Below are 26,375 nucleotides of genomic sequence, written 5' to 3'. Positions count from 1 at the left end.
ACAGGCCGCGCCGGGCCTGTGTCCGCGAGGCCACGGGGATGCACGGGCAGCCCCCCATCACGCCGCCATCCGGTGCTCGCGGAGCGCCCGGGCCTCCGGGTTGGTCTTCCGGCGGGAGAACAGCGAGATCAGGATCGGCACGATCACCAGGATCAGGTTCGGCGCCAGGATGATGCCGCCGACCACGACGAGGGCCAGCGGCTTCTGCACCTGCGAGCCGATTCCCGTGGAGATCGCCGCCGGCAGCAGGCCGACGCAGGCGGCGACGCAGGTCATCATCACCGGGCGCATGCGCACCACGGCGGCGTTCCAGATCGCCTCCCCCCGCTCCCAGCCCTCATCGAGGAGCTGGTTGTAGTAGGCGAGCAGGATCACGCCCTCCATGGTCGAGATGCCGAACAGGGCGATGAAGCCGATCGCCGCCGAGATCGAGAACGGCGTCCCGGTCAGAAACAGCGCGAAGATGCCCCCGATCATCGCCATCGGGATCACCGACAGGGTCAGCATCATGTCCGTCACGGAGGAGAAGTTCACGAACAGCAGCAGCGCGATCAGCAGCAGCGTGATCGGCACCACGAGGCTCAGCCGGGTCGCCGCCTCGGTGAGGTTCGTGAACTGGCCGACCCATTCCATGTGGTAGCCGGAGGGCAGATCGACCTCCTGCTGCACCCGCCTCTGCGCTTCCAGCACCGTCGAGCCGAGGTCGCGCCCGCGCACGGAGAACTTCACCGGGATGTAGCGCTCCTGGTCCTCCCGGTAGATGAACGAGGCGCCGGAGACGAGGTCCACGTCGGCGATCTCGGAGAGGGGCACCTGCACCACGCCGCCATTCGGGTTCTGGGCGCCCACCGCGATGTTGCGGATGGTGGCCAGCGACGAGCGGTACTCCTTGGCGAGCCGCACCCGCATGGGGAAGTGCCGGTCCGAGCCGTATTCGTAGAGGTCGCCCACGGTCTGGCCGCCGACCGCCGCCTGGATCGTGGTGTTCACGTCGCTGATCGACAGGCCGTAACGGGCGGCCTTGTGGCGGTCGACGTCGATCCGCACGGTGGGCTGGCCAAGGGACTCGAACACCGAGAGGTCGGTGATCCCGGGCACCGTCGCGAGCACCGCCTTCACTTGGTTCGCGGTCTTGGTGAGTTCCGTGAGGTCGCTGCCGTAGATCTTGACCGAGTTCTCGCCCTTCACCCCCGACGCCGCCTCTTGGACGTTGTCCTCGATATACTGGGAGAAGTTGAACTCGATGCCGGGAAATTCCTGTTCGAGCCTGGCGTTGAGGTCGTGGATTAGGGTGTCCTTGTCCAGGCCCTTGCGCCACTGGTCGATGGGCTTGAGCGGCGCCAGGATCTCGACGTTGAAGAAGCCGGTGGCGTCGGTGCCGTCGTTCGGACGGCCCTGGTGCGACAGGACGGTCGTGACCTCCGGCACCTCCTGGAAGATCTTGCGCAGGCGCTGCACGTAGGCGTTGCCCGCCTCCAGGGAGATCGAGGCCGGCATCGTGCCACGCACGTAGAGGTTGCCCTCTTCCAGCTTCGGCAGGAACTCCAGGCCGAGATGGCGTGCCGCCAGCCCCGAGCCCAGCAGCACCGCCATCATCACGGCGATGGTGATCACCCGGTTGTGCAGGCCGAAGCGCAGGGCCGCCTCGTGGCCGACCCTCAGCACCCGGACGATCAGGGTATCGCGCTCCTCCAGCTTCTTCGGCAGCATCAGCGCCGACAGGGCCGGGGACACGGTGAAGGTGGCGATCAATCCGCCGACGAGCGCATAGGCGTAGGTCTTGGCCATCGGCCCGAAGATGTGGCCCTCGACGCCCGACATGGTGAAGAGCGGCAGGAAGCCGACGATGATGATGGTGGCTGAGAAGAAGATCGCCCGGTTCACCTCCGCCCCGGCGATGGCGATGGTCCCGAGCCGCCCCTTGAGGCCGCCGGGCGCCGCCTGGCCCTCCGAATGCTCGGGCTCGGCCAGATGCCGGAACACGTTCTCGACCATGATCACCGTCGCATCGACGATCAGGCCGAAATCGATGGCGCCGAGCGAGAGGAGGTTCGCCGAATCGCCCCGCACCACAAGGATCAGGATGGCGAAGCCGAGCGCGAACGGGATCGTCGCCGCCACGATGATCGCGCTCGTCAGCGACCCCAGGAACAGCCACTGCACCACGAAGACCAGGACCACGCCGAAGACGAGGTTGTGCATCACCGTATGGGTGGTGGTGTGGATCAGCCCCGAGCGGTCGTAGATCCGCTCGATCTTCACGTCCGGCGGCAGGATGGTCGAGGAATTGATCTTGTCGATCTCGGCCTCGACCCGCTGCAGGGTCGGCAGGCTCTCGCCGCCGCGGGTCATCAGCACGATGCCTTCGACCACGTCCGGCTGGTCGTCGTGGCCGACGATGCCGAGCCGTGGGGCGTTCGAGACCCGCACCTCCGCCACGTCCCGTACCAGCACCGGCACGCCGTTCACGAGGCTGATCAGCGTGTCCTTGATGTCGTCCATGTCGCGGATCAGGCCGACGCCGCGCACCACGGCCGATTGCTGGCCGACGTTGAGGGTCTGGCCGCCGACGTTGATCGAGGCGTTGTTCAGGGCGCCCGTGAGCTGCACCAGCGTCAGGCCCTGTGCCAGGAGCCGGTTCAGGTCGACCGCGATCTCGTATTCCTTGGCCTTGCCGCCGAAGGCGGTGACGTCCACCACACCGGGGATCGCCTTAAAGCGGCGCTGCAGCACCCAGTCCTGCAGGGTCTTCATGTCGGTGGGCGAGTAGCCCTTCGGGCCGACGAGCTTGTAGCGCATGATCTCGCCGACCGGGCTCGTCGGCGAGATCGAGGGCTGGGCGCCGTTGGGGAGCTGGGGCGCCTGCGACAGGCGGTTGAGCACCCATTGCTGCGCTTCGTAGTAAGTGTACTCGTAGTTGAACTGCACCTTCACGTCGGAGAGGCCGAACAGCGAGATCGTGCGCACCACCTGGGCGTTGGGGATGCCCGCCAGCGCCACCTCCAGGGGGATGGTGATGTAGCGCTCGATCTCGTCGGCCGACTGGCCGGGGTTCTGGGTGATGACGTCGACGAGCGGCGGGACCGGGTCCGGGTAGGCCTCGATGTTCAGCTTGGTGTAGGCGGCGTAGCCGATGCCGAGCATCAGCACGAACAGCAGGCAGACGAGGACGCGCTGCCTCAGTGCGAAGACGATCAGAGCGTTCATCGCGCCCGCCTCACGAGGCCTTGTCGCCGCTGGCCGCCCTGTCGATGAACAGGGCGCCGCGGGTCACGATCTGCTCCCCCGCCGCGAGGCCGGTGACGACCTGGGCGTTGTCGGCATTGATCAGCCCGAGTTGAACGTCCCGGGCCTCCACCGCCCCATCGGGCCGGGCGACCCAGACATGGGTGCGTCCGCCCTCGTAGACGACGGCGCTAAGGGGCACGCTCGGGCTCGGCTCGCCCTTGCCGGTGATGATCGTGTAGGTGGCGAACATCTCCGGCCGGAGCACCCGGTCCGGGTTGTCCACCTCGCTGCGGACGGCGAGCCGCCGGGTCGCGGGGTCGAGGCTGGCGGCCATGTAGTTGACCCGCGCCTTGAAGATGCGGTTGCCGAAGCCCGCCACCTTCGCCTCGACCTCCTGGCCGATGCGGATCTTGGGGATCTCGCTCTCGCGCACGTTGGCGATGAGCCACACCGTCGAGAGGTCGCCGATGACGAATTGCGGGTCGCCCGATGCGTTGATGTACTGGCCGATGCCGACCTTGCGCTGGACGATGGTTCCGGCGATCGGCGCCCGGATCTTCGTTTCCGGGCTCAGGGTGCCGTTCTTCTCGTAGGCGACGATCTCCGCATCGGTCTTGCCGAGCAGGCGCAGGCGGTTCTTCACCGCGTCGAGGGCGGATTCGGCGGTCTTGAGGTCGCTCTGGGCGGCGATGACGTCGTTCTGGGCCGACTGGTAGTCCTTCAGGGCGACCGCTTTGGCCTGGAACAGCTCCTGCTGGCGGGTGGCGATGGTCTGGTCGAGCTTCAGCAGGGCCTGCTGCTTCTGAAGGGTGTTCAGGGCGGCCTGATAGTCGTTCTGCGCCTGGACCATGTCCGTCGCCTCGACGACGAACAGCACGTCGCCGGCCTTCACGTCGTCGCCCGCCCGGGCCATCACCTTGGTGACGCGGCCAGAATACGGCGAGACGACGGGCACGTTGTCGTCATCGTTGAGGGCGATGCGGCCCTCCGCGGCCCCCTCGGGCCGGAAGACCTGCGTCGCCACGGGGAGGATCTCGAAGGAGGCCCGCTGCTCCTTGCTCGGCCGGAACACCCGCTCGACCGGGCCCGCCTTCTCCAGGTCGATCCCCGGATCCTTGTTGCTGGAGGAGAACAGGCCCTGGGCCGCCTCGGCGATCCGCCCGGCCCATTCCCGGGCCTCGTCCGGCCGCAGGGCGACGAAGGCGCCGACGCCGCCAAGCACCGCGAGCAGGACGAGGATGCGCAGCACCTTGCCCCGGCGGCGTGGCCGCTGGGGCTCAAGGCCGGCCTGATCCTGGTAGTGCGGGTTGCGGGCGTCCATAGTCGTTTCAACCAGGCGGGGAGAGGTCGACCGCGATTCGCGCCGCCCACCGGCAGCAGCTTGAAATCCAGGGTTGGCGCTTTTCCAAGGCGGACGAGCGGACCCGCTCGGTGATGGGGGTTAGAATCTCCCCCGCCGCCGGGCAAACGACGGTTTCGTGAGGCGCCCGAAGGGGCTCCACCTGCGCTGTCGCGGCCACACTCGCTCATCCATCGGGAGGCACCCCTCGTCTGTGAGCGACCCGCATGACGGTCTCGTGACGGTCCCGGCGGTGCCCGGGGGGCTTCCGTTGGCGGGGCCGCGCTACAATGTTACATGCGCAACCCGTAACGACCCTTCCCCTTTCCTGGCAGGCCGACATGGCAAATCCCGCGGCGACTTCGCAGTCGGACGGCAAGATCCCGGTCACGGTGCTGACCGGCTATCTCGGCGCCGGCAAGACCACCCTGCTCAACCGCATCCTCACCGAGAACCATGGCCGCCGCTACGCGGTCATCGTCAACGAGTTCGGCGAGATCGGCATCGACAACGACCTCGTCGTGGGCGCGGACGAGGAAGTGTTCGAGATGAACAACGGCTGCGTCTGCTGCACCGTACGCGGAGACCTGATCCGCATCATGGACGGGCTGGTGAAGCGCCGGGGCAAGTTCGACGCCATCATCGTGGAGACCACCGGGCTCGCCGACCCGGCCCCCGTGGCCCAGACCTTCTTCGTGGACCAGGACGTCGGCGAGGCCGCCCGGCTCGACGCCGTCGTGACGGTGGCCGACGCCAAGTGGCTCACGGAGCGCCTGAAGGACGCCCCCGAGGCCAAGAACCAGATCGCCTTCGCGGACGTGATCCTGCTCAACAAGGCGGACCTCGTCACGCCCGCGGACCTCGACCGGGTGGAGGGCGAGATCCGCGCCATCAATCCCCTGGCGAAGCTCCATCGCACCACCAACTGCGCCGTGCCCCTCGACGCGGTGCTGGAGCGCAATGCCTTCGACCTCGACCGCATCCTGGAGGTGGAGCCCGACTTCCTGGAAGAGGGCCACCACCATCACCACGATTCGGAGATCCGTTCGATCTCGGCGAAGATCGAGGGTGAGGTGGATCCGGAGAAGTTCATGCCCTGGATCTCGAACCTGACCCAGGTTCAGGGGCCCGACATCCTGCGGTGCAAGGGCATCGTCGCCTTCCCGGACGAACCGAAGCGGTTCGTCTTCCAGGGCGTCCACATGATTCTCGACGGCGACGTCCAGGGCGACTGGGGGAAGGACGAAAAGCGCGTTTCCCGCGTGGTTTTCATCGGTCGCAACCTTGACGAGGCGGCGATCCGCGAAGGGTTCGAGGCGACGCGGGCGTGAGGCCCCCTCTCCCCGCCTGCGGGGACCGTCGCGGATGGGATCGCTGACCACCGATACCCTCATCGTCTTTGCGAGCGACAGCGAAGCAATCCAGGGCAGCGGGACGCCTCAGGACGACGCGGATCCCTGGATTGCTTCGCTTCGCTCGCAAAGACGGCGAGGAGGCGGGAAGGCGCATCACACCACTACTGTGATCGCCTGCGCTGCCCGGGTGAGGCCCGTGTAAAGCCACCGCGCCCGGTGTTCGCGGAAGGCGTAGGATTCGTCGAACAACGTCACCTTGTCCCACTGCGAACCCTGCGCCTTGTGCACCGTGAGCGCGTAGCCGTAGGTGAACTCGTCGGTCTCCCGGCGCTGGTAGAGGGGGATCTCCTCGTCCGCGCCGCTGATCATCGCCCGCAGCACCTTGATGTCCGTCGGGCGGCGGCGGAGCGCCGGGTCGTCCTCGGGCACGATGTCGAGGCGGATCATGTCGGGCCGGGGCGGGGCCCGCAGGGCGTGGACCGTCCAGGTCGAGCCGTTGAGAAGGCCCTTCACCCGGTCGTTGCGGAGGCAGACCAGCTTCTCCCCCACGGCGGGCATCGGGTCGGTATGGCCGGCGAGCTCCCGCAGGCGTCCGTTGTAAAGTCGGCGGGTCTTGTTGAGGCCGACCAGCACCTGATCGCATTCGAGCACCGTGGCGGGGTCGAGGTCCCGGCGGGAGACGACGCGGCTCTCCCCGAACTCCCCCCGCTCCAGCCGGCCGCCCTCGCGGACGGTCATGGCCATGCGAACGATCGGGTCGTCCTTGGCCTGCCGGTGGACCTCGGTGAGCATCACGTCGGGCTCGGCCTCGGTGAAGAAGCCGCCGCCCCGCACCGGCGGCAGCTGGGCCGGGTCGCCCAGCACCAGCACGGGCTTGTCGAAGGACAGGAGGTCGTTGCCGAGATCGGAATCGACCATCGAGCACTCGTCGATGACGATGAGGTCGGCCTTGGCCGCCGGGCCGGAGCGGTTGAGGGTGAAGGTCGGGCCACCCTCTTCCGCTTCCTTGGTGCGGTAGATCAGCGAGTGGATCGTCGCGGCGTCGTGGCAGCCCTTCTGCCGCATCACCGAGGCGGCCTTGCCGGTGAAGGCGCCGAACACCACCGTGCCGTCGACATCCTCGGCGATGCGCCGGGCGAGCGTCGTCTTGCCGGTGCCGGCATAGCCGAACAGGCGGAACACCTGCGATCCGCCGTCCCGGCGCCATGCACCGATCGCCTTCAGCGCCGCGTCCTGCTGGGGCGCGTAGGCGCCGGGCAGCGAGGCGCTCATGCCGGCCCCATTGCCGTGAGGGCGAGCGGAGCGACGCACGCCGGCGCCGCTGCCAGGGATCGCTTCCCTGCTTTCGCGATGACGGAGAGGGGTCCGCGATGACGGTGGGTGCCGGCCCTCACGGCCACCGCACGGTCGGCGGCATGGAGGACAGGATGGAGGCGACGTTGCCGCCGGTCCTCAGGCCGAAGATGGTCCCCCGGTCGTAGAGCAAATTGAACTCCACGTAGCGCCCGCGCCGCACCTGCTGCTCGGTCCGGTCCTCCTCGGTCCAGGCCCGGCGGATGTTCTCGCGCATGATCGGCGGGTAGGCGTCGAGGAAGGCGAGGCCGACGGACTTGGTGAAGGCGAGGTCGGCCTGCGGCTCCCCGGTCCAGCGATAGTCATAAAAGATGCCGCCGATGCCCCGGGGCTCGTTCCGGTGCTTCAGGTGGAAATACTCGTCGCACCACGCCTTGTACGCGGGGTAGTCGGCCCCGTGAGCCTCGCAGGCCTTCTGCAGGCAGGCATGGAAGTGCCGGCTGTCCGGGTCGTCCTGGGTGCGGCGCCGCTCCAGCACCGGGGTGAGGTCTGCGCCGCCGCCGAACCACGCCTTCGTCGTCACCACGAACCGGGTGTTCATGTGCACCGTCGGCGCGTGCGGGTTCCAGGGGTGGGCGATCAGCGAGATGCCGGTGGCGAAGAAGCGGGGATCCTCCGCCGAGCCGGGGATCTGCCCGCGGAATTCCGGGGCGAACTCCCCATGCACCGTGGAGATGTGGACGCCGGCCTTCTCGAACGCCCGGCCCTTCAGCATCGCCATCACCCCGCCACCGCCGGGCGCACCGCTGTGGTCGGTGCGCTCCCAGGGGGTGCGGACGAAGCGGCCGGGCTCCCGGGGGGCGTCCGGGTGGAGGGGCAGATCGGCCTCGTCCTCGAGGGCTTCGAGGGCGCCGACGATCCGGTCGCGCAACTCGGCGAACCACGCCGCCGCCTGCGCTTTCATGGCGGCGATGTCGGCCTCGCTGGCCGGGAGGCTCAGGGCGGCACGGGGATCGTGGGGCGGACTCATGGTAATGGCTTTCCCACCCTGCCGGACAGGCGTCAATCCGGGACAGCGCCGTGCCCTCCCCCGCGGAGGGGGGAGGGCACGGCGGCATGGGTCGGCTTCCCGCGGCGAGGCCGTGTATAAGGTGAGCCCTCTCCCCGCAGGATGGGGCGAGGGGATGAACCCGCAACTGTGTGAAACCCCCCGATCCCCATGACCGCCCGACCGGCCGTCTTCACCGTCACCCGCGGTGTTCCGTTCCTGCCGACGCTGGCCGAGTCCCTCCTCTCGGGAGAACTCGTCGGCCCGGTGGCGCAGGACCCCCTCGCGCTGGCCTCGGTCTCGATCTACCTGCCGACCCGGCGGGCGGCGAGGGCGCTGTCGGCGATCCTCGCGGAGCGGCTGGGCGAGGCCGCCCTCCTGCCCCGGACCGTACCGTTGGGTGAGGCGGATGAGGCCGAACTCGACCTCGCGGCCGACTCCCTCGCCGGCGTCGCGCCCGCGAGCGCACCGATTCCCCCCCTCGAACGCCGGCTGATCCTCGCCCGCCTCGTGCGCGCCTGGGCCGAGACCGTGGACCGGTCGCTCCTGCCCCTCCAGGCCGAGGTGCCGTTCCTCGTGCCGTCCTCCCCGGCCGACGCGGTGGGGCTGGCGGCGGATCTCGAAGGGCTCATGGACGCCCTCACCGTCGAGGGCCTGCCCTGGTCGGAGATCGCGGGGGCGGTGGAGGCGGAGTATTCCCGCTACTTCGGCCTGACCCTGGACTTCGTGAAGATCGCCGCCGAGAACTGGCCCCGCCTCCTTGCCGAGCGCGGCCTCGCCGACCCGGTGGCCCGGGCCCGCACCCTGATCCTGGCGGAGGCCGAACGCCTCGCGAAGGCCCCGCCCGACCCGGTGATCGTGGCGGGCTCCCTCGGCTCCGTGCCCGCCACCGCCCGGCTCATCGCCGCCGTGGCGAAGCTGCCCCGGGGCGCCGTGGTGCTGCCGGGTCTCGACCTCGACCTTGACGCCGCCGGGTGGGACGGGATCGAGACCGGCGAGGGTTTCGCGCGCACCGTCGCCCACGGCCATCCGCAGGCGATCCTGCACCGCCTGCTCGGGCCGCACGGCCTCGGCATGGAGCGCGGGGAGATCGTGCCCCTGGGCTCCCCCGACGAGGGCCGGATCGCCCGGGCCCGGATGCTCTCACAGGTCCTGCGGCCCGCCGACACCACGGACGCATGGTCCGCCCTCAACCCGGCGGAGCGGGAGGCCACGGCCCGGCGCGGCCTGGAGGGGCTCGCCCTGGTGGAGGCCGCCGACGAGCGGGAGGAGGCGCTGATCGCCGCCCTGGCCCTGCGCGAGACCCTGGAGGTGCCCGGCGCCACGGCCTTCCTCGTCACCCCCGACCGGGGGCTCGCGGGCCGCGTGGCGGTGGAGCTGCTGCGCTGGGGGATCGTCGCGGAGGATTCCGCCGGGCTGGCGCTCGCCGCCTCCCCCGCCGGCCGCCTCGCCCGGCTCGCCGCCGAATTCGCGGCGGACCTCGTCCACCGGCAGGCCGACTCGATCCCGGCGCGGCTCGTCGCCCTGCTCTCGCACCCGATGGTCCGCCTCGGCATGACCCGCGGCGACCTGGTCCGGGGCGCCGCCGCCCTGGAGATCGGCCTCCTGCGCGGCCCGGCCCCGGCCCCGAGCCTCGCCGGGCTGCGCTTCGCCCTGGCCGCCCGCCAAGCGGGGGAGGACCAGGACCGCCGCGCCCCCCGGGCCGAGCGGCGCCTCAAGGCGATCGACTGGGAACTGGCCGCCCTGGTCCTCGACCGGATCGAGGCGGCATTCGCGGAGTTCCCCGGGCCGGCGGGGAGCGAGGGCTGCGATCTGGTGGGTGCCGCCGCCGGGCACCGCCTCGCCTGCGAGGCGCTGATCGCCGGCCCGGAGGATGCGGAGCCGCCGGAGGCCGATGGGTCGCTCGCCTGCCTCGACACCCTGTTCGACGACCTGGAGATGGCCGAGCCCGGCGGCATGGCGGGCCGGTTCGACGACTATCCGAGCTTCTTCACGGCCCTCGCCCGGGAGCGGAAGGTCGCGTGCTCGGGGCCCTCGCCCCATCCGCGCCTGCGCATCCTCGGGCTGATCGAGGCGCGGCTGCTCCAGGCCGACCGGATCGTCGTCGGCGGCCTCGACGAGGGCGTCTGGCCGGTGCGCACCGTCACCGACGCCTTCCTCAACCGCCCGATGCGGGAGCGGATCGGCCTCGATCCGCCCGAGCGACGGATCGGCCAGATGGCCCACGATTTCACCGAGGCGCTGGGCTGCCGGGACGCGGTGATCACCCGCGCCCTCAAGCGGGACGGGGCGCCCACGGTGCCCTCGCGGCTGATCCAGCGGATGCGGGCCTTCGCGGGCGAGGAGGCCTGGAGCACGGCCCTCACCGCCGGCCGCCGCCTCGCCGGGCTCGCCGCCGCCCTCGATACCGCCCCGCCGCAGCCCCGGCTGAGGCGGCCCGCACCGAAGCCCGATCCGGCCCTGTTCCCCCGCACCCTCAGCGTCACCGAGATCGAGACCCTCGTCCGCGACCCCTACGCGATCTTCGCCCGGCACGTGCTGGGGCTCGATCCCCTGGAGCCGCTGGCCGCCCTTCCGGGGGCGGGGGAGCGGGGCTCTCTGGTCCACCGGGTCTTCTCCGAGTTCACCACCGCCTACCCGCAGGGTCTACCGGCCCAGGCGGAGGAGCGGCTGTACCAGATCGCCGTCGCGGCCTTCGCGCCGATCAGCGACACCTATCCCAGCCTCTTCGCGGAATGGTGGCCGCGCTATGCCCGAATGGCCCAAGCGTATCTCCCGTGGGAAGCCGACCGCCGCCCCGGCCTCCGGCGTGTGCATGCGGAGGTCTCGGGCCGCTGGGCGATCCCGATGGGACGGGAGACCTTCACCCTGCGCGCCCGGGCCGACCGGATCGAGCTGCGCCCGGACGGGACCGCCTGCATCGTCGACTTCAAGACGGGCCGGGTGCCGAGCGCCAAGGAGATCTTCACCGGCTTCTCACCCCAGCTGACCCTGGAGGCGGCGATGCTGATGCACGGCGCCTTCCGGGACCTGCCGGCGGCCAAGGCGACGCCGGACCTGCTCTATGTCCACGCCTCGGGGGGGCGGAAGGCCTTCGTCCCGATCCCGGTCAAGCCCGGCCGGGGGGAGGAGCGCAGCGTCGAGGCGATCGTGGTCGAGCACGCCGAGCGCCTGCGCGGCCTGATCGGCCGCTTTCTGACGGGCGAGGCCGCCTACATCGCGCGCCCCTATCCGCAGCACGCCAACCGCGCCGGGCCCTACGATCACCTCGCCCGGGTGAAGGAATGGTCCCTGGGTGGGGAGGGCGGGGAGGACGAGTAGGGCCGGGGTTTTCCCGGAGCCAAGCGGGACTGGTTTCTGACCGCCGTTCCCTTCCTCCCCCCTCATCCTGAGGTGCTGCGAAGCAGCCTCGAAGGAGGGCTCCAGGGATCGCGGAGCCTTCTGGAGCCCTCCTTCGAGGCCCGCTGACGCGGTCACCTCAGGATGAGGCCTTCGAGGCCCGCTGACGCGGTCACCTCAGGATGAGGGGGAAGGGTGGGGCTGGGCACCCTCACCGTGAATCCGAGCCGTCATTGCGAGCGAAAGCGAAGCAACCCAGGGCAGCGGGACGCCCCAGGACGAGGCGGATCCCTAGATTGCTTCGCTGCGCTCGCAATGACGGGGTCAGCGACGATCAGGGACGCACGATCTCAGTGGCAGCCGCAGGAGCCCGAGCCGCAGCCGCCCGACTTGGCCGGCGCCATCGTATCCCGGTCGAGACCGCGGGCGGCGAGCTCGCCGAGGTAGGTCTCCCACCGCCGGACGTAGTTGCGGCCGAGCTCGTGAAGATAGCCCCAGCCGAACAGGCCGGTATCGTGCATGTCGTCGAAGGCGAGCTTCACCGCGTAGTTGCCCACGGGCTCCACCGCCAGGATCGCCACGTTGCGCTTGCCGCCGATCACCTTGCGCTCGGCGGGGGAATGACCCTGCACCTCCGCCGAGGGGCTCGACACCCGCAGGTATTCCGCCGGGAGCGTGAAGCGCGTCCCGTCATCGAAGGCGACGGTCAGGATTTTCTTGTCCGGCGACAGGCGAAGCTCGGTCGGCCAGAACTCTTGGTCCGGTGATGGGTTCAACGGTCACACCTTCAGGCCAATCGGGGGTTGCGCTCACTGGGCGCGCTTGCCCCTGGGCGTTCCTCCCATCATATCCCGACTGATGTCCGATGCCATCTCCCTTCCGCCGACCGTTCCGCCGCACGGCACGGGACCGGCGCCACTGATCGACCCGTTCCAGCGGGCGATCTCCTATCTGCGCATCTCGGTGACGGATCGGTGCGACCTGCGTTGCGCCTACTGCATGTCCGAGACCATGCAGTTCCTGCCCAAGCGCGATCTGCTCAGCCTGGAAGAGCTCGACCGTCTCTGCGGCGTGTTCATCGCCCGCGGGGTGAGGAAGCTCCGCATCACTGGCGGCGAGCCCCTGGTCCGGCGGGACATCATGCACCTGTTCCGGCGGCTCTCGCGGCATCTCGATTCGGGGGCCCTGAAGGAGCTGACGCTCACCACCAACGGTACCCAGCTCGCCCGGTTCGCGCCGGAGCTGGCCTCGCTCGGCGTGAAGCGCATTAACGTCTCCCTCGACACCCTCGATGCGGCCAAGTTCAAGGACATCACCCGCCGGGGCGACCTGCCGGTGGTGCTCGGCGGGATCGAGGCTGCCCGGGCGGCGGGGATGCAGGTGAAGATCAACGCCGTCGCCCTGCGGGACGTCAACGGCGATGAGATTCCGGACATGATCGCCTGGGCCCACGGCCTCGGCATGGACATGACCCTGATCGAGGTGATGCCGCTCGGCGAGATCGAGGCCGACCGGACCGACCAGTTCCTGCCCCTCTCGGTGGTGCGCCAGCGCCTGGAGAGCCGCTACACCCTCACGAACCTGCCCGACCGCACGGGCGGCCCGGCCCGCTACGTGCGCGTCGAGGAGACCGGGGGTCGGCTCGGTTTCATCACGCCCCTGACGCACAATTTCTGCGAGAGCTGCAATCGGGTGCGCCTGACCTGCACCGGCCAGCTTTACCTCTGCCTGGGGCAGGAGGATTCGGCGGATCTGCGGGCCGTCCTGCGGGCGACTGGGGACGACGCCGTCCTCGCCCGGGCGGTGGAGGAGGCGATCTCGCGCAAGCCCAAGGGGCATGATTTCGTCATCGCCCGCCAGCGCCCCGCCGCCGTGCCGCGGCACATGAGCGTCACCGGGGGCTAGGCCGCCCCGTACTAGGTGGGGTCCCTTCGGTCGCAGGGTTTGAATTCCCGGAACAGGGACAGTTTGGAATGGTTATCGACGGCGCCCACGGGCCGTCGCGTTGCGCATCGCCGCTGCGGCCGGTGCCCGATCATTCCCGCCGGCCCTGCCGGCCCCTTTCGCGGACGACGCCATGCTGCTCGAACAGAGTCCGCCGGTCTCGGCGGATACGCCTATCGGCATCACGCTTACCATCAACGGCCAGCGCCGGGAGCTTCAGGTCGCCCCCTGGACGACTCTCCTCGACCTCCTGCGCGAGCGCCTCGACCTCACCGGTACCAAGAAGGGCTGCGACCACGGCCAGTGCGGCGCCTGCACCGTGCTGGTGGACGGCACCCGGGTGAATGCCTGCCTCACCCTCGCGGTGATGAAGGACGGGGCCGAGATCACCACCGTCGAGGGCTTGGCGAGCCTCGGCGAACGGAAGGGCAGCAACAACCTGCACCCGATCCAGGAAGCCTTCATCGAGCACGACGCGTTCCAGTGCGGCTACTGCACGCCGGGACAGCTCTGCTCCGCCGTCGGCATGATGAGCGAAGGCCACGCCCACAGCCGGGACGAGATCCGCGAGGCCATGAGCGGCAACATCTGCCGTTGCGGCGCCTACACCAACATCGTCGATGCCATCGAGGATGTGATGCAGCACGGGGGTGCCCGATGAACCGCTTCGAATACGTCCGTGCCGGCACGGTGGCGGAGGCGGTCGGCGCCTTCGGGGCCGGGGCCCGCTTCATCGCAGGCGGCACCAACCTCCTCGATCTGATGAAGTACGAGGTCGAGAAGCCGGGCCGGCTGATCGACATCACCCACCTGCCCCTCAAGGGCATCGAGGAGAAGGATGGCGGCCTGCGCCTCGGGGCGCTCGCCACCAACGCCGCCGTCGCCTACGATTCCCGCGTCGCGGAGCGTTACCCGCTCCTGCGCAACGCGATCCTGGCCGGGGCCTCGGCTCAGCTGCGCAACGCCGCGACGACTGGCGGCAACCTGCTCCAGCGCACCCGATGCTACTACTTCTATGACGCGGGCACGCCCTGCAACAAGCGCGAACCCGGATCGGGCTGCCCGGCGATCGGCGGCGTGAACCGCATCCACGCGATCTTCGGCACCAGCGACAAGTGCATCGCCACCCACCCGTCCGACATGTGCGTGGCGCTCAGCGCCCTCGACGCGGTCGTGCAGGTGAACGGGCCGGACGGCGAGCGGTCGATCCCCTTCGCCGAGTTCCACCGCCTGCCGGGGAACGAGCCGGAGAAGGACACGACCCTCAAGCCCGGCGAGATCGTCGTCGCCGTCGACCTGCCGGAGCAGGGTTTTTCGCAGAACTACACCTACCTGAAGCTGCGTGACCGGCTCTCCTACGCCTTCGCCCTGGTCTCGGTGGCCGCCGCCCTCGAACTCGACGGCGACAGCATTAAGACCGCCCGCCTCGCCCTCGGCGGCGTCGCCCACAAGCCCTGGCGCAACGCCGAGGCCGAGGCGCTGCTCGCCGGCAAGCCCGCCACCCGGGAGACCTTCGCCAAGGCGGCGGACCTGATCGTGGCCGAGGCGAAGCCCCAGTCCGAGAACGGCTTCAAGATCGAACTCGCCCGGCGCGCCATCGTGCGCGGCCTCGAACAGGCCGCCGCGGGCACGCCCCAGTCGCTCAGCGACAAGCGCATCCAGTGAGGTCCCGATGACCATTCAGATCAGCCCCGCCTCCGGCACCGACCGTCACGTCGGCAGCCCCCGCAGCCGCGTCGACGGCCCCGCGAAGGTCACCGGCCTCGCCAAGTACGCCGCCGAGTTCTCGGCGCCGGGCCTCACCCACGGCTACGTCGTCACCAGCACCATCGCCCGGGGCACGATCACGGGGATCGATTCCACCGCGGCCGAAGCGGTGCCCGGCGTGATCAAGGTGCTCACCCACGAGAACCGTCCGGACATGTCCGAGGACCCGAAGGTCTACCAGGACGCGGTGGCGCCCCCCGGCGTGCCCTACCGGCCGCTGCTCGATGCCACCATCCTGTTCTCAGGCCAGCCGGTGGCGGTGGTGCTCGCGGAGGATTTCGAGACGGCCCGCTACGCCGCCTCCCTGGTGAAGGTCGGCTACAAGGCGGAGACGCCCAGGACCGACATCGACGCCCTGGTCGGCGAGGCCTACGACCCGCCCAAGAAGCGCGACGGCATCAAGCCGCCGCCGGAGCCGTGGGGTGATGCGGACGGAGCCTTCGACAAGGCGCCCATCAAGCTGCGCCAGCAGTACCGGATGGCCAACGAGCACCATAACCCGATGGAGCCCCACGCCACGACCGTCGTGGTCGAGGCGGACGGCCACTACACCGTCTACGACAAGGTGCAGGGTGTCTCGAACACGCAGCAATACCTCACCGGCGCCTTCGGCCTGAAGCCGGAGCAGGTGCGGGTGCTCAACCCCTATCTCGGTGGCGGCTTCGGCTCGGGCTTGCGTCCGCAGTTCCAGGCCTTCCTGGCGATGCTGGCCGCCCGGGACCTGAACCGCTCGGTGCGGATCGTCCTGACCCGTGAGCAGATGTGGAGCTTCACCTACCGGGCCGAGGCGGTGCAGACCGTCTCCCTCGGGGCGGGCCAGGACGGTGCCCTCCAGGCCCTCCGGCACGATGCCGTTCACGGCACCTCGCACTACGAGGATTACCAGGAGAACATCGTCAACTGGTCGGGCACGCTCTACGCCTGCGACAACGTCAAGCTCACCTACAAGCTCGCCAAGATCGACACGGCGACGCCCGGCGACATGCGGGCGCCCGGCGCCGTCTCCGGCCTGTTCGCCCTCGAGAGCGCGATGGACGAACTGGCCCGGGACCTCGGCAAGGACCCGATCGAGCTGCGGCTCATCAACTACACCGACCGGGAGCCCATCGAGGACAAGCCCTTCGGCTCGAAGGCGCTGAAATCCTGCTTCGAGGAGGGCGCGGCCCGCTTCGGCTGGGCCAAGCGCAACGCCGAGCCCCGGTCCATGCGGGACGGGCGCGAACTCGTCGGCTGGGGCGTCGCCTCGGGCATCTGGGAGGCACTGATGATGCCGTCCAAGGTGCGCGCGGTGCTCACCAGCGACGGCAAGCTCGAACTCGGCAACTCCACCGGCGACATCGGCACCGGCACCTACACGATCCTCACGCAGATCGGCGCCGACACGCTGGGCCTGTCGATGGAGGACGTGACGACGAAGCTCGGCGACACCTCCCTCGCCGAGGCCCCCGTGGCCGGCGGCTCGTGGACGGCGGCGTCCTCAGGCACGGCGGCGATGAAGGCGTGCCGGGAGATCGCGGCGCAGGTCTTCGTGCTGGCCCGGCAGATGGACGATTCGCCCCTCGCCAACGCCGATTTCGAGCGCGTGGTCTTCTCGAACGGGCGCATCGCGCTCGCCGACGATCCGTCCCGCTCGGTCGCCATCGCGGATGCGATGAAGGCCGGGGGCCATGACCGGATCGAGGTGATCGGGGAGGCGGGGCCGGATTCGGACTTCGCCAAGGAGTTCGAGTGCTTCACCCACCAAGCGGTGTTCGTGGAGGTGAAGGTCGACGAGGAACTGGGCCAGGTGCGGGTGACGCGGGTGGTCTCGGCCATTGCCGCGGGCAAGATCCTCAACCCCAAGACGGCTCGGAGCCAGATCATCGGCGCCACCGTGATGGGGATCGGCTCGGCGCTCCATGAGGAATCGATGCTGGACCACCAGCTCGGCCGGTTCATGAACCGGAACCTCGGCGAGTACCACGTGCCGGCGCATGCCGACATCCACGACCTCGACGTGATCTTCGTGGACGAGGAGGACAAGGCCAACCCGCTGGGCGTGAAGGGTGTCGGCGAGATCGGCATCGTGGGAACGGCGGCGGCCATCGCCAACGCCGTCTTCCACGCCACCGGCAAGCGCGTCCGTGACATGCCGATTACCATCGACAAGCTGCTTTGAAGCTTCGTCCGCTGAAATGGATGTCGGTTCTGCGCTAGAAACTACGCGGACCCTCGGCGGCCCGCCCCTTACGGGGCGGGTCGTTTCGTTTCGCGGTCGCGTGGCGTCCCCCTCGCGTTCGGGGGCCGCATCGGCAAGAAACGCGGCTCCCTTGCCGAAGGTGCGATCCATGCAGACCCGCCTTGCCGCCCTGTTCGTTCTCTTCCCCCTCGCCGCCGTCGCCCAGGACCGGCTGCCGACCATCCCGCCCGACCAGTACACGCCCGAGCAGAAGCAGGCCGCCAAGGACTTCGAGGAGGCGCGCAAGAAGCCGGTCTTCGGCCCGTTCGAGCCGTTGATGTACTCCCCGGAGGTCATGAGCCTTGCCCGGTCCATGGGCGATTACCTGCGCTACAAGCCGAAGATCGGCACGACGCTGTCCGAACTGGTGATCCTCGTTACAGCGCGGCGCTGGACCCAGGATTACGAGTGGTACGTGCACGCGCCCATCGCCGAGAAGGCGGGGATCGCGCCGGAGATTGTCGCGGCGATCCGCGACGGGCGGCGGCCCGCCGCGATGAGCGAGGACGAGGCCATCGTCTACGACTTCACGACCGAGTTGCAGGAGAACAAGCGCGTCTCGGACACGACCTTCGCCCGCGCCGAGACCCGTTTCGGCAAGGCCGGGACGGTCGATCTCGCCGCCATCGGCGGCTACTACACGTTCCTGGCGATGGAGTTGAACGCCGCCCGCTATCCCCTTCCGAAGGACGGGACGCCTCTGCCGCGCCTGCCGGAGTGAGGGGCGGCGGCGGTCCCGGTCGAGGCGAGAAGCGATGACGTCACTGCTGCAATCCTGGCGGTTCTGGGCGATCCTTTCGGCGGTCTTCGCGGCGATGACCGCGATCCTCGCCAAGGTCGGCGTTTCGGGGGTGCCCTCGGACGTGGCGACCCTCGTCCGCACGGTGGTGATCCTGCTCTTCGCCGCCGCCATCGTCGTGGCGACGGGGCAGGGGGCGGCGCTCGGCACGATCTCCGGCCGCAGCCTCCTGTTCCTGATCCTGTCGGGGCTCGCCACCGGGGCGTCGTGGCTGTGTTATTTCCGCGCCCTGTCGCTTGGCGAGGCGGCCCGGGTCGCCCCCATCGACAAGCTCAGCGTCGTGCTGGTGGCAATCCTCGGGGCGAGCCTGCTCGGGGAGACCCTGAGCGCCGCCGCCTGGGCCGGCGTGGTGCTCATTGCGGCCGGGGCCGCCCTCGTGGCGTCGGGCTGGTAGGCCGGTTTCGTAACCTTTCCCGCCGATCCTCCCCTCTCGACGCGGGAGGTGACGATGGAATGGATCTATCGCGGGTTCGAGACCTCGCTCCTCGCCCTGTCCCTGGGCCTCGGCCTCGCGGCTCTGGCGAGCCTCGGCCCCCCGCGGGAGCCCGAGGCCAGCCTCGCTGTCACCCTGCCGATGATCAGCGTGACGGCATCGCAGTGATCCTGCTTACTGCTCTTTGAAGCCGTATTCGGGCGTCTCGTCGTCGTTGCCGTAATACTTGTAGGGCAGGAACTTGCCCGACATGGTCAGCTTCACCCGGTCGCCCTTGTTGTTGGCCTCCCGGGCCATGTCCATGTTGAAGTCGATGGCCGACATGATGCCGTCGCCGAACTCCTCCTGGATCAGCTCCTTGAAGGTCGTGCCGTAGACCATGACCAACTCGTAGAAGCGGTAGATCAGCGGATCGGTCGGCGGCATGGACGGAATCGATCCCCGGTAGGGCGCCTCGTTGATCATGCGCTCCTCGGCCTCGGTCAGGCCGAACAATTCTGCGGCACGCCGTGCCTGCGCTTTAGGCAATTTCATCTGGCCCATGCAGGCGGCGGTGATCAGGAAGGGCGACAGGCCCCCGATCTGCTCGTGGATGTGCTTCCAGGTCCAGCCCTTCTCACGCTTAATGTCGAGCAGCTTCTCGGTGAGGTCTTCACGCTTCATCTTTGTCCTCCGCGCCATGCCGGACCGCTGTCCCGAGCCCGACATCATGGCGTGCCGCTTTGGCAAACCGTGTGCCATGGGTCGTTGACGGCGCGGGTGGGACCGGGTCTGCCCGCCCGCTGCACCGGAACGGCGGGGAGCGTGGTTTCCCTGCACCGCCCGGCGGAGTTAGACGCCGGGGGGATGGGATTGGGCGGGATAAGACTTGCATCGGTCACCGCTTTACGGACCATGCGCCAAGGCTCGCGGAGGTGGTTTTGGCCGGCGACGAACAGGATGTGCGCGAGGGAGGAGGGGAGGGGGCACCAGCGGCCCCCGCCTGGGAATTCGTGCTGCCCGACGAGGCGGCCACGGAGGATCTCGGCCTGTTCCTCTGCGAGATCCTGCTGCCGGGGGACCGGGTGGCCCTCACGGGGGGGCTCGGCGACGGCAAGACGACCCTCGCCCGGGCGATCATCCGCGAACTGACGGGCGATCCCGGCCTCGAGGTGCCGAGCCCGACCTTCACGCTCATCCAGCCCTACACGGCCCGCGACGGCCGCTCCGTCGTCCACGCCGACCTCTACCGCCTGCGCGATGCGGACGATCTCACCGAACTCGGCTTCGAGGAGATGGCCGAAGGGGCGATCACCCTGATCGAGTGGCCGGAGAAGATGCCGCCCCATGACGGGCCGCTCCTGGCCGTGACCCTCTCCCTGCGGCCGGAATTCGGCGAGGGCTCGCGGTTCGCCCGGATCGAGGGGTTCGGCGGCATGCGCGCCCGGATCGACCGGGCGAGGGCGGTGCGCAAGCTCCTCGCCCGGGCCGGCTGGGACGACGCCGAACGCATCCTGATGCAGGGGGACGCCTCGTCCCGGGCCTATGAGCGCCTGCGCAAGCCCGACGGCACCACCGCGGTGCTGATGATCTCCCCGGCCCGGTCCGACGGGCCGCCGGTGCGCGACGGCAAGCCCTATTCGGCCATCGTCCACCTCGCCGAGAGCGTCCACGCCTTCGTAGCCCTCGACCGGGGACTCCGGGCGCTCGGCTTCTCGGCGCCGAAGATCTACGGCGAGGATCTCGCGGAGGGCCTCCTGATCCTGGAGGACCTCGGCACCGAGCCCGTGGTCGAGGCCGGGGCGCCCCGGCCGGAGCGCTACGCCGAGGCGGTGCGCCTCCTCGCCAAGCTCCACGCCACCGACCTGCCCGCCGTGCTGCCGGTGGCCGCGGGGATCGACCACGTCATCCCCGCCTACGACAAGGACGCCCTGCTGTTCGAGGCGGAGCTCCTGCCCGAATGGTACGCGCCTGCGATCCGCGGCGTGACCCTCACCGACGAGGCGCGCGCGGCGTTCGTCGCCCTGTGGCGAGAGGCCCTGGATGGGGCCATGCCCGCCCGACCGACCTGGACCCTGCGCGACTACCATTCCCCCAACCTGATCTGGCTGCCGACCCGCGAGGGGCTGGAGCGGGTCGGGGTCATCGACTTCCAGGACGCGGTGATGGGGCATCCCGCCTACGACGTGGCCTCCCTGCTGCAGGATGCCCGGGTCGATGCCAGCGCCGATTTCGAGCTGAGGCTGCTCGGCCTCTACGTCCGCGAGCGCCGGGCCCGGGACCCGAATTTCGACATGGGCGCCTTCGCCACGGCCTACGCCCTCCTCGCCGCCCAGCGGGCGACGAAGATCCTCGGTATCTTCGCCCGCCTCGACCGGCGGGACGGCAAGCCCAGCTATCTCGCCCACCTGCCACGGATCGAGGGCTACCTCGCCCGCAACCTCGCCCATCCCGCCCTCGCCCCCCTGCGGGACTGGCATGCGCAGCACCTGCCCGGCCTCGTCGCCGAGTCTCCCGCGCCCTGATCTCGCCCCCGATCTTCCGCCGCGAGCCCGCCTGAGCCCATGAGCGACGCCTCCCCGAACCCGCAGGGCATCACCCGCGCCTTCGTCCTCGCCGCCGGGCTGGGGAAGCGCATGCGGCCGGTGACGGCGACCGTCCCCAAGCCTTTGGTGGAGGTCGCGGGCAAGGCCCTCCTCGATCACGCCCTCGACCGGGCGGCCGAGGCCGGCCTCACCGAGGCGGTGGTGAACGTCCACTGGCTCCCCGACCTGATCGAAGGCCACCTCGCCCACCGGTCCGGGGCGCCGCGGATCACGATCTCCGACGAGCGCGAGGCCCTGCTCGAGACCGGCGGCGGCATCCGGAAGGCCCTCCCCCTGCTGGGCGACGCGCCCTTCGTGGTGATGAACTCTGATTCGTTCTGGCTCGAAGGCCCGGCGCCGAACCTCGCGCGCCTGATCGCCGGCTGGGACGGGGCGCGGATGGACGCGCTCCTCCTCGTCGCGCCCACCACGACGAGCCTCGGCTACGAGGGCGCGGGCGACTTCCTGATGGAGGCCGACGGGTGCCTGGAGCGGCGCGGCGAGCGCAAGGTGGCGCCCTTCATCTACGCGGGCGTCGCGATCCTGACGCCGTCCCTGTTCGCCGACACGCCGGAGGGGTCGTTCTCCCTCAACCTCCTGTTCGACAAGGCCATCGCCGCCGGGCGGCTCTCCGGCATGCGCCTCGACGGCCAGTGGCTGCATGTCGGCACGCCGGAGGCGATCCGCGCCGCCGAGGAGCGGGTGCAGGCGAGCGCCCGCATCCTCTGAGTTCAAGGGCCGGCCGGCCCACCACGCGAAGGAGATCGCACCGTGCAGGACACCCAGGGACGGACCGCCCTCGTGACGGGCGCGGCGCGGGGCATCGGCCTCGCCACGGCGGAGCGGTTTCTGGAAGACGGCTGGCGGGTCGCCCTCCTCGACATCGACGGGGCGAATTTGCAGGCGACGGTCTCCCGCCTCGCCCAGCCCGAGACGACCCTGGCGATCACCGCCGACGTGTCCGACCCGGCGCAGGTGAAGGCCGCCGTGCAGCAGGTCGTGGACCGGTTCGGCCGCCTCGACGCCCTAGTGAACAATGCCGGCATCGCGATCTTCAAGCCCCTGCTCGAGACCACCTTCGAGGATTGGTCGAAGGTGCTCGCGGTGAATCTCTCCGGCCCGTTCCTCTGCACCCAGGCCGCCGCGCCCGTCATGGCCGCGGGCGGCGGCGGGGCGGTGGTGAACATCACCTCCATCTCGGGGCTGCGCGCCTCGACGCTCCGGGTCGCCTACGGCACCAGCAAGGCCGGCCTCGCCCAGCTCACGAAGCAGCAGGCCATCGAACTCGCCCAGCACGGCATCCGCGTGAACGCCGTCGCCCCCGGCCCGGTGGACACGGCCATGGCCCAGGCGGTCCACAGCCCGGAAATCCGCGCCGCCTACCACGACGCCGTGCCGCTGGCCCGCTACGGGCTGGAGAGCGAGCTGGCGAACGTGATCGTGTTCCTGTGCTCTGAGCGTGCCGGATACGTCACCGGTCAGGTCGTGGCGGTCGACGGGGGTTTCGAGGCCACCGGGATCGGGCTCCCGGCCCTGCGGGGCGGCGGGCGTTAGGGCTGCATCCCCTCTCCCCGCAGGCGGGGAGAGGGGATGGTCGCCCTCGACAGTGCGCGGAACGCACCAAAAGTTTATGTACAATTCAAATTGGCGTGATCGTCAACGAATTCTTGCGATAGACAACATTCAATCAACAGGTGGCCGTTATTGCTGGGCACTGAGACGGTGCCGTATGCCCCAGCGCGGGGCCGGACGTCCCAGGATCGCAACCCGTGAATTACATCGTCACCGCCCGCTGCGCCGCCGGCCGCCGCGACCATCGTCATGCCTCGCTGCTATCGGCCCTCGATCAGGCCATGAGCCTCGTCGCCGCCGGCCGCTCCGAGGTGGCGATCATCGACGGCGATGGCCGCTCGCGGACGCCCGGCGCCCTGTACCAGGCCCTGTTCGGACCCCGAGCGGTGGTGCAGGCCAAGGCGGCCTGAGGCCGCCCCGCCTCAGCCGACGCTGCGCAGGTAGGCCGGGCGGGACTGCTTCGCCCCGGTGCCCATCTCGCGGATGAAGCTCGCGATCCGCGGGGCAATGACCGCGCGGTAGCGCGAGCCGTTGAAGACGCCGTAATGCCCGACGCCCTCCTGCAGGTGGTAGGCCTTGCGGGAGGCCGGCAGGTTCGGTGTCAGGTCGAGGGCCGCCTTGGTCTGGCCGACCCCGGAGATGTCGTCGTTCTCCCCCTCCACCGCCAGGATGGCACAGCGGCGGATGGCGGCGGGATCGACCCGCACCCCGCGGGATGTCATCCGCCCCCGCGGCAGGTCGTGGTTCACGAACACCGTCTCGACCGTCTGCAGGTAGTACTCGGCGGTGAGGTCCATGACCGCGAGGTACTCATCGTAGAACTCCCGGTGCTTCTCGGCCGAATCGCCGTCGCCCTTCACCAGATGCGCGAACATGTCGGTATGGGCGGTGACGTGCCGGTCGAGGTTCATCGCCATGAACCCCGAAAGCTGCAGGAAGCCCGGATAGACCCGGCGCAGGGCCCCCGGATAGATCGGCGGCACGAGGCTGATCGTGTTCTTCTCGAACCACTTCTGCCCGCGTTCCTGGGCGAGGCAGTTCACGGCGGTGGGCGAGCGGCGGGTGTCGATGGGGCCGCCCATGAGGGTCATCGAGGAGGGGACGTGCGGTTCGTCCTCGGCCTCCATCAGCGCGACGGCGGCCATCACCGGGACCGCCGGCTGGCACACGGCCATGACGTGAAGGTCGGGGCCGAGCTCGGCGAACATATCGCGCAGGTAGTCGATGTAGCTGTCGAGGTCGAAGGGCCCGGAAAGCAGCGGCACCATCCGCGCATCCGTCCAGTCGGTGACGAACACCTGATGGTTCGGGAGCATCGCCTCGACGGTGCCCCGCAGGAGCGTGGCGTAGTGGCCCGACATCGGCGCGACGATCAGCAGCTTCGGCTGCGGCTCGGTCGGAGGGGTGAGGAAGGCCCGGTCGAAGGCGACCAATCGGCAGAACGGCCGCTCCGACACCACCCGCTCGGTGACCTGGACCTTCTGCCCCTCCACCACGGTGTGGGTGAAGCCGAAGGCCGGCTTGCCGTAGCGCCGGGTCACGCGCTCGAACATCTCGCAGCCCGCGGCGATGGAGCGGGCATAGGGGGAATAGGCCAGGGGATTGGCGGGGCTCTGCATGCTGTGGCGCGTGATGTCGACGGCCAGCCGTGCCGGCGCCATCATCATTCGCGCGCCCTCGAACATCCCGTAAGCCAGCAGCATGGCGGTCTCCTTGGTGGCATCCCGTTCGCCGCCGACGGGGCGGCGAAGAGGACGCACGTCCAGGCGAAGTGGAGATTCGCCCGACGTTAGGAAGTGCGTCACTTCAACGACCGGGGGCGCGATCCCGATCCGCCGGGCCGGACGCTTGGCCCAAGAGCGGCCCTCCACAAGAGCGGCCCTCCACAAGAGCGGCCCGCCACAAGAGCGGCCTGCCCTTGGGGACGCCGTGGGAATGAACGCCGCCGCCCGGATTTCTCCAGGATCCGCCGACGGGAACGAGCCGCGTCTGTGGTTTTCGCACGGGATGATTTCAGTTTTGCCGATCGCACCCTAGAGTCAGGCAATGCATACGATCCAGGAGCGATTGTCGGGACTCGACGGCCGGGCGCGACAGCTTCGCCTCGACACGTTCGTCAGGCTGCGCTGGCTCGCCATCACCGGGCAGAGCGCGGCCGTGGTGGGGGCGCAGTTCGGGCTGGGCCTGAACCTGCCCTTCGGCTGGTGCTTCCTCGTGATCGCCGCCTCGTCGTGGCTGAACCTTGCCCTGCGCATCCGCTTCCCGGCGAGCTACCGCCTGAACGCCGATTCGGCGGCCCTGCTGCTCGCCTTCGACATCGTGCAGCTCGCCGCCCTGCTGTTCCTCACGGGCGGGTTGCAGAACCCGTTCTCGCTCCTCTTCCTCGCCCCGGTGCTGATCTCGGCGACGGCGTTGCCCCCGGAGCGGACCCTGGCACTGGGGCTCCTCGCCATCGGCCTCGCCACCCTGCTGGCCCTGGTCCACCGGCCGCTGCCCTGGTTCGCCGACGGCCGGATCGAACTCCCCTTCCTCTACGTCTCGGGGGTCTGGACGGCGATCCTCCTCGGCACGGCCTTCACCGGCGTCTACGCGTGGCGGGTGGCGGAGGAGGCACGCCTGCTCGCCCAGGCGCTGGCCGCCACCGAACTGGTCCTGGCCCGGGAGCAGCACCTGTCGCAGCTCGACGGGCTCGCCGCCGCCGCCGCGCACGAACTCGGTACGCCCCTCGGCACGATCATGGTCGTGTCCAAGGAACTGATCCGCCAGATCGGGCCCGACGCCTCCCCCGCCGTCGCCGAGGACCTCGCCCTGCTCCGGGAGCAGGTGGACCGCTGCCGGAGCATCCTCGGCAAGCTCACCTCCCTGGACGGCGATGGGGATGGCGACGGGGACGGGGGCGGATTCCTCACCACGGTGACGTTCAGCCACCTCGTCGAGGAACTCGTCGCCCCCCAGAGGGCCCTGGGCGTGGTGATCGACGCGTCCTGCCGGGGGGAGGGGCCGGAGCCGTCCTGCCGCCGGAACCCCGGGGTGATGTTCGGCCTCGGCAACATCCTCGACAACGCGGCGGATTTCGCCGAGACGCGGGTCTCCATCGAGGGCCATTGGAACCACGAGCGGGTCTGGATCGAGATCCGCGACGACGGGCCGGGCTTCTCGGCGGAGGTGCTCCTCCGGGCCGGGGAGCCCTACGTCACGACGCGCAGCGCCGAGCAATCCCAGCCCGGGGGCACGGCCACGGTGGGCCTCGGCCTCGGGCTGTTCATCGCCAAGACGCTGATCGAGCGCTCCGGCGCGCAGATCACCCTCTCGAACGCCCTCGGGCAGGAACAGCACGGCGCGATCGTGCGGGTTTCCTGGGCCCGTCACATCTTCGAGCGCGGCGCCGTTCCGCGACATTCACCCGAGATAAGCGGTTCCACGCCCCTGCCGTCACGCGACATCGTGCCTATATAGAGAACTCAGAGAAGACATCA

Annotated in this window: 21 protein-coding genes; 14 read left to right on the top strand and 7 right to left on the bottom strand. The window is 69.7% G+C overall.

Features of this window, described 5'->3' with window-relative positions:
• Positions 1-57 precede the first annotated feature (57 nt).
• A complete protein-coding gene (locus MFF22_RS08605) occupies positions 58-3,207 on the bottom strand; it encodes an efflux RND transporter permease subunit (RefSeq protein ID WP_238248551.1) in 3,150 nt (1,049 codons plus the stop codon).
• Between the two features lie 10 nt (positions 3,208-3,217).
• Complete coding sequence (locus tag MFF22_RS08600; protein WP_238248550.1) at positions 3,218-4,549, bottom strand: efflux RND transporter periplasmic adaptor subunit; 1,332 nt, start codon at positions 4,547-4,549, stop codon at positions 3,218-3,220.
• A gap of 359 nt (positions 4,550-4,908) precedes the next feature.
• Here MFF22_RS08600 and MFF22_RS08595 point away from each other — a divergent pair, with 359 nt between their 5' ends.
• Positions 4,909-5,898, top strand: coding sequence for a CobW family GTP-binding protein (locus MFF22_RS08595; protein WP_238248549.1), 990 nt, complete (start codon positions 4,909-4,911; stop codon positions 5,896-5,898).
• A gap of 177 nt (positions 5,899-6,075) precedes the next feature.
• Here the strand turns inward: MFF22_RS08595 and MFF22_RS08590 are convergent, their stop codons facing one another.
• Positions 6,076-7,194: an ATP-dependent DNA helicase gene (locus tag MFF22_RS08590; RefSeq protein WP_238248548.1), complete on the bottom strand. Its 1,119-nt coding sequence runs from the start codon at positions 7,192-7,194 to the stop codon at positions 6,076-6,078.
• A 118-nt stretch (positions 7,195-7,312) separates the two neighbouring features.
• Entirely contained in the window at positions 7,313-8,245 is a 933-nt protein-coding gene (gene hemF, locus MFF22_RS08585) for an oxygen-dependent coproporphyrinogen oxidase (RefSeq protein ID WP_238248547.1), read from the bottom strand.
• A 189-nt stretch (positions 8,246-8,434) separates the two neighbouring features.
• Here hemF and addB point away from each other — a divergent pair, with 189 nt between their 5' ends.
• Positions 8,435-11,584, top strand: a complete 3,150-nt coding sequence (gene addB, locus MFF22_RS08580; RefSeq protein ID WP_238248546.1) for a double-strand break repair protein AddB — start codon at positions 8,435-8,437, stop codon at positions 11,582-11,584.
• 368 nt (positions 11,585-11,952) lie between these two features.
• Here the strand turns inward: addB and MFF22_RS08575 are convergent, their stop codons facing one another.
• On the bottom strand, positions 11,953-12,378 hold the full coding sequence (locus tag MFF22_RS08575; RefSeq protein ID WP_238248545.1) for a gamma-butyrobetaine hydroxylase family protein: 426 nt from the start codon (positions 12,376-12,378) through the stop codon (positions 11,953-11,955).
• 82 nt (positions 12,379-12,460) lie between these two features.
• Here MFF22_RS08575 and moaA point away from each other — a divergent pair, with 82 nt between their 5' ends.
• From moaA to MFF22_RS08540, 7 genes are all read left to right on the top strand, one after another.
• The gene (gene moaA, locus MFF22_RS08570; RefSeq protein WP_238248544.1) at positions 12,461-13,507 is read left to right on the top strand and encodes a GTP 3',8-cyclase MoaA; all 1,047 of its coding nucleotides are present in this window, start codon (positions 12,461-12,463) and stop codon (positions 13,505-13,507) included.
• A 172-nt stretch (positions 13,508-13,679) separates the two neighbouring features.
• Entirely contained in the window at positions 13,680-14,207 is a 528-nt protein-coding gene (locus tag MFF22_RS08565; protein ID WP_238248543.1) for a (2Fe-2S)-binding protein, read from the top strand.
• Positions 14,204-15,211: an FAD binding domain-containing protein gene (locus MFF22_RS08560; RefSeq protein ID WP_238248542.1), complete on the top strand. Its 1,008-nt coding sequence runs from the start codon at positions 14,204-14,206 to the stop codon at positions 15,209-15,211. Before MFF22_RS08565 ends, MFF22_RS08560 begins: the two co-directional genes overlap by 4 nt.
• A 7-nt stretch (positions 15,212-15,218) precedes the next feature.
• On the top strand, positions 15,219-17,471 hold the full coding sequence (locus MFF22_RS08555) for a xanthine dehydrogenase family protein molybdopterin-binding subunit (protein WP_238248541.1): 2,253 nt from the start codon (positions 15,219-15,221) through the stop codon (positions 17,469-17,471).
• Positions 17,472-17,640: 169 nt separating this feature from the next.
• Positions 17,641-18,252, top strand: coding sequence for a carboxymuconolactone decarboxylase family protein (locus tag MFF22_RS08550; protein ID WP_238248540.1), 612 nt, complete (start codon positions 17,641-17,643; stop codon positions 18,250-18,252).
• Between the two features lie 34 nt (positions 18,253-18,286).
• Complete coding sequence (locus MFF22_RS08545) at positions 18,287-18,724, top strand: EamA family transporter (protein ID WP_238248539.1); 438 nt, start codon at positions 18,287-18,289, stop codon at positions 18,722-18,724.
• 54 nt (positions 18,725-18,778) lie between these two features.
• Positions 18,779-18,931 (top strand): hypothetical protein, encoded by a 153-nt coding sequence (locus MFF22_RS08540; RefSeq protein WP_238248538.1) that lies wholly within the window; start codon positions 18,779-18,781, stop codon positions 18,929-18,931.
• A 6-nt stretch (positions 18,932-18,937) separates the two neighbouring features.
• On the opposite strand, the gene cynS is transcribed toward MFF22_RS08540, so the two are convergent.
• Positions 18,938-19,426 (bottom strand): cyanase, encoded by a 489-nt coding sequence (gene cynS / locus MFF22_RS08535; protein WP_238248537.1) that lies wholly within the window; start codon positions 19,424-19,426, stop codon positions 18,938-18,940.
• A 257-nt stretch (positions 19,427-19,683) separates the two neighbouring features.
• On the opposite strand from cynS, the gene tsaE reads away from it, so the two are divergent.
• The 4 genes from tsaE to MFF22_RS08515 all read left to right on the top strand — a co-directional run bounded on the left by tsaE (position 19,684) and on the right by MFF22_RS08515 (position 23,309).
• Positions 19,684-21,267: a tRNA (adenosine(37)-N6)-threonylcarbamoyltransferase complex ATPase subunit type 1 TsaE gene (tsaE, locus tag MFF22_RS08530; protein WP_238248536.1), complete on the top strand. Its 1,584-nt coding sequence runs from the start codon at positions 19,684-19,686 to the stop codon at positions 21,265-21,267.
• Between the two features lie 39 nt (positions 21,268-21,306).
• On the top strand, positions 21,307-22,056 hold the full coding sequence (locus MFF22_RS08525) for a nucleotidyltransferase family protein (RefSeq protein ID WP_238248535.1): 750 nt from the start codon (positions 21,307-21,309) through the stop codon (positions 22,054-22,056).
• Positions 22,057-22,098: 42 nt separating this feature from the next.
• Entirely contained in the window at positions 22,099-22,881 is a 783-nt protein-coding gene (locus tag MFF22_RS08520) for an SDR family NAD(P)-dependent oxidoreductase (protein WP_238248534.1), read from the top strand.
• A 215-nt stretch (positions 22,882-23,096) separates the two neighbouring features.
• Positions 23,097-23,309 carry a hypothetical protein gene (locus tag MFF22_RS08515; RefSeq protein WP_238248533.1) on the top strand — a complete coding sequence of 71 codons (213 nt, stop codon included), beginning with the start codon at positions 23,097-23,099 and terminating at the stop codon, positions 23,307-23,309.
• A 12-nt stretch (positions 23,310-23,321) separates the two neighbouring features.
• Here MFF22_RS08515 and MFF22_RS08510 read toward each other — a convergent pair whose 3' ends face one another.
• Entirely contained in the window at positions 23,322-24,602 is a 1,281-nt protein-coding gene (locus tag MFF22_RS08510) for a polyhydroxyalkanoate depolymerase (protein WP_238248532.1), read from the bottom strand.
• A 364-nt stretch (positions 24,603-24,966) separates the two neighbouring features.
• On the opposite strand from MFF22_RS08510, the gene MFF22_RS08505 reads away from it, so the two are divergent.
• Entirely contained in the window at positions 24,967-26,355 is a 1,389-nt protein-coding gene (locus MFF22_RS08505; RefSeq protein ID WP_238248531.1) for an ActS/PrrB/RegB family redox-sensitive histidine kinase, read from the top strand.
• The last annotated feature ends 20 nt before the right edge of the window (positions 26,356-26,375 follow it).

The organism is Methylobacterium persicinum, from assembly GCF_022179525.1.
GTDB lineage: Bacteria > Pseudomonadota > Alphaproteobacteria > Rhizobiales > Beijerinckiaceae > Methylobacterium > Methylobacterium persicinum.
Note: the sequence above shows the minus strand (reverse complement) of the source record. Positions and strands in the feature narration are given on the sequence as shown.

Bases quoted from the DNA above. Each gene is read 5' to 3' on its own strand.
- MFF22_RS08605 (WP_238248551.1), bottom strand. From the start codon at position 3,207: ATGAACGCTCTGATCGTCTTCGCACTGAGGCAGCGCGTCCTCGTCTGC.
- MFF22_RS08600 (WP_238248550.1), bottom strand. From the start codon at position 4,549: ATGGACGCCCGCAACCCGCACTACCAGGATCAGGCCGGCCTTGAGCCC.
- MFF22_RS08595 (WP_238248549.1), top strand. From the start codon at position 4,909: ATGGCAAATCCCGCGGCGACTTCGCAGTCGGACGGCAAGATCCCGGTC.
- MFF22_RS08590 (WP_238248548.1), bottom strand. From the start codon at position 7,194: ATGAGCGCCTCGCTGCCCGGCGCCTACGCGCCCCAGCAGGACGCGGCG.
- hemF (WP_238248547.1), bottom strand. From the start codon at position 8,245: ATGAGTCCGCCCCACGATCCCCGTGCCGCCCTGAGCCTCCCGGCCAGC.
- addB (WP_238248546.1), top strand. From the start codon at position 8,435: ATGACCGCCCGACCGGCCGTCTTCACCGTCACCCGCGGTGTTCCGTTC.
- moaA (WP_238248544.1), top strand. From the start codon at position 12,461: ATGTCCGATGCCATCTCCCTTCCGCCGACCGTTCCGCCGCACGGCACG.
- MFF22_RS08565 (WP_238248543.1), top strand. From the start codon at position 13,680: ATGCTGCTCGAACAGAGTCCGCCGGTCTCGGCGGATACGCCTATCGGC.
- MFF22_RS08560 (WP_238248542.1), top strand. From the start codon at position 14,204: ATGAACCGCTTCGAATACGTCCGTGCCGGCACGGTGGCGGAGGCGGTC.
- MFF22_RS08555 (WP_238248541.1), top strand. From the start codon at position 15,219: ATGACCATTCAGATCAGCCCCGCCTCCGGCACCGACCGTCACGTCGGC.
- MFF22_RS08550 (WP_238248540.1), top strand. From the start codon at position 17,641: ATGCAGACCCGCCTTGCCGCCCTGTTCGTTCTCTTCCCCCTCGCCGCC.
- MFF22_RS08545 (WP_238248539.1), top strand. From the start codon at position 18,287: ATGACGTCACTGCTGCAATCCTGGCGGTTCTGGGCGATCCTTTCGGCG.
- MFF22_RS08540 (WP_238248538.1), top strand. From the start codon at position 18,779: ATGGAATGGATCTATCGCGGGTTCGAGACCTCGCTCCTCGCCCTGTCC.
- cynS (WP_238248537.1), bottom strand. From the start codon at position 19,426: ATGAAGCGTGAAGACCTCACCGAGAAGCTGCTCGACATTAAGCGTGAG.
- MFF22_RS08525 (WP_238248535.1), top strand. From the start codon at position 21,307: ATGAGCGACGCCTCCCCGAACCCGCAGGGCATCACCCGCGCCTTCGTC.
- MFF22_RS08510 (WP_238248532.1), bottom strand. From the start codon at position 24,602: ATGCTGCTGGCTTACGGGATGTTCGAGGGCGCGCGAATGATGATGGCG.